Annotated in this window: 7 protein-coding genes; 4 read left to right on the top strand and 3 right to left on the bottom strand. The window is 77.6% G+C overall.

Annotation, left to right across the window (positions count from 1 at the left end; genetic code table 11):
* Positions 1-404 (top strand): sensor histidine kinase KdpD (locus KVT14_RS16535; RefSeq protein ID WP_217616665.1); only part of this gene is annotated, 404 nt, incomplete at its 5' end.
* Positions 405-525: 121 nt separating this feature from the next.
* Here the strand turns inward: KVT14_RS16535 and KVT14_RS16530 are convergent.
* Positions 526-1,008, bottom strand: a complete 483-nt coding sequence (locus KVT14_RS16530) for an NUDIX domain-containing protein (RefSeq protein WP_308161128.1) — start codon at positions 1,006-1,008, stop codon at positions 526-528.
* Between the two features lie 80 nt (positions 1,009-1,088).
* On the opposite strand from KVT14_RS16530, the gene KVT14_RS16525 reads away from it, so the two are divergent.
* Complete coding sequence (locus KVT14_RS16525; RefSeq protein ID WP_217616663.1) at positions 1,089-1,496, top strand: peptidase inhibitor family I36 protein; 408 nt, start codon at positions 1,089-1,091, stop codon at positions 1,494-1,496.
* A 19-nt stretch (positions 1,497-1,515) separates the two neighbouring features.
* Positions 1,516-2,133 carry an RNA polymerase sigma factor gene (locus tag KVT14_RS16520; RefSeq protein WP_217616662.1) on the top strand — a complete coding sequence of 206 codons (618 nt, stop codon included), beginning with the start codon at positions 1,516-1,518 and terminating at the stop codon, positions 2,131-2,133.
* Positions 2,134-3,383: 1,250 nt separating this feature from the next.
* Here the strand turns inward: KVT14_RS16520 and KVT14_RS16515 are convergent.
* Complete coding sequence (locus KVT14_RS16515; RefSeq protein WP_217616661.1) at positions 3,384-4,250, bottom strand: NAD(P)H-hydrate dehydratase; 867 nt, start codon at positions 4,248-4,250, stop codon at positions 3,384-3,386.
* Positions 4,243-4,959: a histidine phosphatase family protein gene (locus KVT14_RS16510; protein WP_217616660.1), complete on the bottom strand. Its 717-nt coding sequence runs from the start codon at positions 4,957-4,959 to the stop codon at positions 4,243-4,245. The genes KVT14_RS16515 and KVT14_RS16510 overlap by 8 nt, the downstream gene beginning before the upstream one ends.
* A gap of 163 nt (positions 4,960-5,122) precedes the next feature.
* On the opposite strand from KVT14_RS16510, the gene adhP reads away from it, so the two are divergent.
* The gene (adhP, locus tag KVT14_RS16505; protein WP_254631092.1) at positions 5,123-6,142 is read left to right on the top strand and encodes an alcohol dehydrogenase AdhP; all 1,020 of its coding nucleotides are present in this window, start codon (positions 5,123-5,125) and stop codon (positions 6,140-6,142) included.
* The last annotated feature ends 106 nt before the right edge of the window (positions 6,143-6,248 follow it).

The following is a 6,248-nucleotide window of genomic DNA, read 5'->3' as shown; positions in this document are numbered from 1 at the left end:
CGCTCGGTGCGCCCGCGGCGGCCGGCGCGCCGGCGCGGCCCGTGGCGCTCGAGGTGGTCGGCGCCGGGCGGGCGCGCGGGGACGCGGCGGCGCTGGGCCGGGTGGTCCGGAACCTCGTCGACAACGCGATCGGGCACGCCGCGGGGTCGGTGCGCGTCGAGGTCGCCGACGGGCTGGTGGCGGTCGTCGACGACGGCCCGGGGGTCGCCGCACCCGACCGCGAGCGGGCGTTCGCGCGGTTCGTGCGCCTGGACTCGGCGCGGGCGCGGGCGCGGCCCGGGGGCGGGAGCGGGCTCGGGCTGGCGATCGCCCGGGAGGTCGCGCGCGAGCACGGGGGCGACGTGGTGCTGGCCGACCGGCCCGACGGCGCGCCCGGCCTGCGGGCGGAGCTGCGGCTGCCCTGACGCCGGGGGCGGCGCCGTGGCGGGTGGCGGCAGGTGCCGCGGTGCGTCCTACGCCTTCCGGTGCCGCCCACGACGATCGACGGGGGCGGCGCCGGAACGCGTAGGTCGGGCGCTCAGGGCGTCAGGACGGCAGCGACACGACCGCCGGCAGGCCGCCGTCGCGGACGCCGTCGAGGACCAGCCGCTCGTGCGGCACGACGAGCTCGGGGAGCGCGCCGAGGGGGAACCAGCGCATCTCGACGGCCTTGTCGGGCTCGGCGACCCTCGGGTCCCCGGACCAGCGCCGCGCGACGAAGAACCAGTCGCAGCGCTGCTCGACCTGCGGCCCGCCCCGCTCGAACCGGTGCAGCGACGTCACGGGCTCGAGGTCCGCCGGGTCGATCCGCACGCCGGCCTCCTCCGCCGCCTCGCGCACCGCCGCCTCATGGGCGGACTCGCCCGGGTCGACGTGCCCGGCGAGCGTCGCCCACCGGCCGTCCATGTAGCCGGTGCCGTGGCGGAGCTGCAGCAGCACCTCGTCCCCGCGGAGCAGGAGCACGTAGGCGGCGGCGACTAGCAGCGAGCGGTGGCCCAGGTGGTCGTCGGGTGCGTAGCGGTCGGTCACGGGGCCCGACTCTGCCATGCGCGGCCGACGTGTGACGCATCTCACAGGCGGCGGGCGTGACGGGCTCGGAGCATGGCGGGATGACACCCCATGTGCAGCCCGCCACCGTCCGTCGCCTCCGCGCCGCCCTCGTCGGCGTCGTGGCGCTCGGCGTGTCCGCGCTGGCCGCGCCCGCGAGCGCGGCCGACGACGACCCGGGGCCCGTGGAGGTGACCGGGTACAGCGCCAGCCAGTGCGGGACCGGGCGGTTCTGCCTCTGGAGCGGCACGGGGTACTCGGGCACGTTCTGGTCCACCGGGGCGTCGGGGCTTCAGGCCACGTCGATCGCGAGCGCCGGCTCCGTCTGGAACCGGATGGCCGTGGACGTGCGCACCTACTCCGGGTCGGGCGGCACCGGAAGCGTCACCTGCTGGAACGCCGGGGTGCAGACGGCGGCGACGTCCGTGGGCAGCCTCTCGGTCCGTACGATGAGTGCGACGACATGCTGACGAGCGACCTGAGGACGGCGTGGGGGCAGGGGGCGACGAGGGCGCGCAGCGCGCCCCCGTGGAGGACGGCGACGCCGCGGCGTTCGCCGCTGCCTACCGCCTGCTCGCGCCGCAGGTCCGCGGGTACGCCCGTCGCCAGGTCCCGGACGACCTCGCCGAGGACGTGGTCGCGGAGACCTTCCTGGTGCTCTGGCGCCGGTGGGCGGACGCGCCCGTGCCCGCCCACGAGCTCCGGCCCTGGGTGTTCGGCGTCGCCCGCAACAAGGTCAAGCACGTCCACGAGCAGCGCAGCCGCCAGCTGCGCACCGTCGTCGGCGTCGCGGCGGCCGAGCCCACCCGGGCGCCGGTCGCGGACCCGTCGGACCGGCTCGCCGGCGACGACCTGGCCCGGTGGCTGCTCGCCCAGCTGCCGCCGGCCGAGAGCGAGGCGATGTCGCTGACCGTGTGGGCCGGGCTCACGCCGAGCGAGGCGGCCGAGGTGCTCGGCTGCTCGCTCACCGCGCTCACCTCGCGGCTGTCCCGGGCCCGCGCCCGGCTGGCCGCGGTGCTCGACGGCACGACGCACGACGGCACGACGGACGGCACGACGCACGACGGCGCGACGCACACCTCAGGACCCGGGGGGAGGGACCGATGACCGACGACGACCGCGACGCCGAGCTCCACGGCGCCCTCGCCGAGGCGGACGCCCTGCGCGCCCTGCTGGCCGCGCACGGCGTCGGTGCCCCGGCGCCGGCCGCCCACCCGGGCGACGAGGAGCTGCTGGCCGGGATCCTGGCGACGGACCCGTCCGCACCGGTCGGCGCGCCCGGCGACGCGTCCCGGGTCGGCGCCGACCCGACGCACGGCGCCGGCACGCCCGACGGCCCCGCGGCCCCGGTCGTCCCCCTGCGCGCCTTCCGCCGCGCCGACCGAGCCCCGCGTCGCGCCCGCCGGTGGGTCGCCGCCGCCGCGGGCGTCGCCGCGGCCGCGATCGGGGGCACCGTGCTCGCCCTGCTCCCGCTGCACGACCCGCCGACCGCGGTCGCGAGCGGGTCCCCGCCGATGCTCGCCTACCCCGTCACCCCGGAGGAGCTGGCGGCCGGCGGGGGCGAGCCGGCGCACGACACGCTGCTCGAGCTCGCGGACGCCGCGGCCGCGCACCCCGACCCCGAGCCGGCCGGCGACGTGCAGCACGTGCTGGCGCAGGCCTGGTACCTCAGCACGGTCGTCGGCGGGGACGGCACCCCGACGTCGACGGTCGACCCGGTGGTCCGGGAGACCTGGTTGAGCCCCGACGGGTCGCTCGTCGCGCTGGAGTGGCGCGGTCAGCACCTCGGCGAGGACGGGCTGCTCGCCGCGGTCGACACCACGCCGGCGGACGCGGCGGTGGACCGGATCCCGGCGGGGACGTTCGACCCCGGGCTCTTCGCCGCGATGTCCGAGGACCCGGCCACGCTGCGCGCCGAGCTCCTCGATGCGGCCGGCGGCGCGGCGATCGGCTGCGGCCCCGACACGACCTACGCGGCGTGGTGCCTCTACCAGGCCGCCGCGATCGTGTCCGACGGGTACGTCCTGCCCTCGACGTTCGAGTCGACGCTCTGGACGGTCCTCGCCGACGAGCCGGGCGTGACGCTCGCGGGCGAGGTGACCGACCGGACCGGGCGGCGCGCCGTGGCGCTCGGCGTCCCCGGCGGTCCGCCGACCGGCGTCGAGGCGGTGCAGGTGCTCCTCGTCGACGCGGGCACCGGGCGGATGTCCGGGCACGAGGAGGTCACGCTGCGCTCCGAGCCGGCCGGCATCGACGAGCCCACCGTGACCCAGTTCCGGTACGTCGTCGGCGCGGACCTCGTCGCCGAGCCGGGCGGGGGCCGGGCGGGCGACGGTGCCGCGCCGGACGCCGCGCCGTCAGGCCTGCAGCTCGACGAGGACGGCCGGGACCTCGTCCGCCAGCTCGCGCGCCAGGTAGCCCAGCGGTCCGACGCGGGCGGCCAGGCGGTCGCCGGCGGACCCGTGGACGGCGGTGCCCCAGCAGGCGGCCTGCTCGGGAGGAGCGCCGCCGGCGAGGAGACCCGCGACGGCTCCCGCCAGCACGTCGCCGCTGCCTGACGTCCCGAGCCCGGGGTAGCCGGTCGCCGACGCCCACCGTCGCCCGTCCGGGTGCGCGATCGTCCCGGCGCAGCTCACGACCGCGCCCCACCGCTCGGCCACCCGGACCGCCGCGTCGTCCGGGTCGACCTCGTCGACCCCCAGCAGCCGCGCCGCCTCGGTCGTGTTCGGGGTGAGCACCGTGCGGCCCTCCGGCAGCGCGACCTCGTCCCGCAGCCCCGGCAGCACGCCGAGCGCGAAGGCGTCGAGCAGCACCGCCGCGTCCCGGCCGGCGAGGGCGCCGAGCACCGACCGTACGAGCGCCGCGGCGCCCTCGGGCTCGTCCAGGCCCGGTCCCACGACGACGGCGTCGGCACGCTCGAGCTCCGCGGCCAGGTGCGGCGGCGTCGCGCCGGTGGGGGAGCCGTCGGCGTCCTCCGGCAGGGCCAGCACGCCGGCCTCGGGCGTGGCCACGGCGAGCGACGCCGCGACGGACTCGGCCACCGCGAGCGTCAGCCGCCCGGCGCCGATCCGGAGCGCCGTCACGCCGGCGAGCGCAGCGGCCCCCGGGGTGCGGCGGGCACCGCCGACGACGAGCACGCCGCCGCGGACGTCCTTGGTGCCGTCCCGGGCCGGCAGCGGCCAGCCGCGCAGCAGCGCTGGGGTGAGGGCGGGCGCGTCACTCATCGCCCTGCCCCGGGTGCTCGGTGACCTCCGCGCCGCCGAGGTGCGCGACGTCGTCGACGACCTCGGCGCGCCACCCGTCCGGGCCGCCGACCAGGACCGTCACGGACGCGTTCCGCACGCTGTGCTCGGCGACCTGCGCCATCAGCTCGTCCTCCGTCAGCCCCTCGCAGACGTAGCGCAGCAGCCAGATGACGGCGTCGTGGCAGACGACCAGCACGCGCCGGCCCGCCTCGCGCCGCTCGATGTCCGCGACGGCCGAGCGGAGCCGCAGCGCGACGTCGGCCCAGGACTCGCCGCCGGGCGGCCGGAAGTACATCTTCCCGAGCCGGTCGCGGCGGGCGGCCTCGTCGGGGAACCGCGCGTCGACGCCGTGGCTGGTGAGGCCGTCGAGGATGCCGAGCTCCCGGTCCCGCAGCCGCTCGTCGACGACCTTGCGCAGCGGCAGGCCGGCCTTCTCGAGCGCCAGCTCGGCGGTCCGTCGGGCCCGGACGTACGGCGACACCCAGAGGACCTCGGGGGCCTCCTCGGGCGGCAGCGTGGCGAGGTGGGCCCCGAGCGCACGGGCCTGCTCCTCCCCGGTGCCGGACAGCGGGGTGTCGGCGTCGCGCCAGGGCACGCCGACCGTCTCGGCGCCGGCGCGCTCCGCGCGGGTCGCGGCGACGTTGCCCTCGCTCTCCCCGTGGCGGACGAGCACGAGTCTGCTGGTCATGCCTCCACCGTCGCAGGACGCCTCCCGGGTCGCATCCGGACGCGGTCGGTCCCGGCGGTGGGCCCTCGGTCCCTGCCGGAGCACCGGGCCGCGGCGATACGTTCTCGTGACAGCGTTCACAAGGTGGTGGACGCGTGGCGTGAGGAGAGCTGCTGTGCCCGAGATGATGAAGGCCGCGGTCGTCCGCGAGCTCGGCGCCCCGCTGGTCGTCGAGGAGCGCCCGGTCCCGGTACCGGGGCCGCACGAGGCGCTGGTCCGGGTCGACTACTCCGGCGTGTGCCACACCGACCTGCACGCCGCGCGCGGCGACTGGCCCGTGAAGCCGTCGCCGCCGTTCGTGCCCGGGCACGAGGGGGCGGGTCGCGTGGTCGCGGTCGGCTCCGAGGTGCGCGGCGTCCGGGAGGGAGACCGGCTGGGCAACGCCTGGCTGGCGACGGCCTGCGGGACGTGCCGGGACTGCCTGCGCGGCTGGGAGACGCTGTGCACCGGGCAGCAGAACTCCGGGTACTCGGTCGACGGCTCGTTCGCCGAGTACATGCTGGTCGACGCGCGGTACGCGCCGCGGATCCCCGAGGGGGTCGACGCGGCCGGCGTCACGGCCGTGCTGTGCGCGGGCGTCACGGTCTACAAGGGCCTCAAGGTCGCCGACGCGAAGCCGGGCGACTGGGTGGTGGTCTCCGGGATCGGCGGGCTCGGGCACATGGCGATCCAGTACGCCGCCGCGATGGGCTACCGGGTGATCGCCGTGACGGGCTCGGAGGCCAAGCGCGCGTCCGCGCTGGAGTACGGCGCCGAGCTGGTGGTCAACCACCGCGACGGCGACCCGGGCGAGGCGGTGCACGACCTCGTCGGCGGCGCGCACGCGGCGCTGGTCACGGCGGTCAGCGAGTCGACGTTCCCGCAGGCGCTGTCGATGCTGCGCCGCGGCGGGACGGTGTCGCTGGTCGGGCTGCCGCCGGGCACCTTCCCGCTGTCGATCTTCGACACCGTGCTGCGCGGGCTGACCGTGCGCGGGTCGATCGTGGGCACCCGGCTCGACATGCAGGAGGCGGTCGACTTCTACGCGCGCGGGCTGGTGCGCACCAAGTACGAGCTGCGGCCGCTCGACGCGGTGAACGACGTGTTCACGCGGATGGAGACCGGCACGATCGACGGGCGGGTGGTCCTCGACATGGGACTGTGACCGGCTGTGACACGATGTGATCGAGGTCACACGACGGCGACGTGACGGATCGTCGTTCCCTGCGGACTACACGGGTGACGCGCACGGCGGGTGTGGAGGGCACCGG

The sequence above is a fragment of the Cellulomonas sp. GbtcB1 genome, assembly GCF_019091725.1.
GTDB lineage: Bacteria > Actinomycetota > Actinomycetes > Actinomycetales > Cellulomonadaceae > Cellulomonas.
The sequence above is the reverse complement of the archived record's forward strand: the minus strand, read 5'-3'. Positions and strand labels throughout refer to the sequence as shown.

What these genes read in the sequence shown, in the direction of transcription:
- KVT14_RS16510 (WP_217616660.1), bottom strand. Translation starts at nt 4,959, where the DNA reads ATGACCAGCAGACTCGTGCTCGTCCGCCACGGGGAGAGCGAGGGCAAC.
- adhP (WP_254631092.1), top strand. Translation starts at nt 5,123, where the DNA reads ATGATGAAGGCCGCGGTCGTCCGCGAGCTCGGCGCCCCGCTGGTCGTC.
- KVT14_RS16515 (WP_217616661.1), bottom strand. Translation starts at nt 4,250, where the DNA reads ATGAGTGACGCGCCCGCCCTCACCCCAGCGCTGCTGCGCGGCTGGCCG.
- KVT14_RS16525 (WP_217616663.1), top strand. Translation starts at nt 1,089, where the DNA reads ATGACACCCCATGTGCAGCCCGCCACCGTCCGTCGCCTCCGCGCCGCC.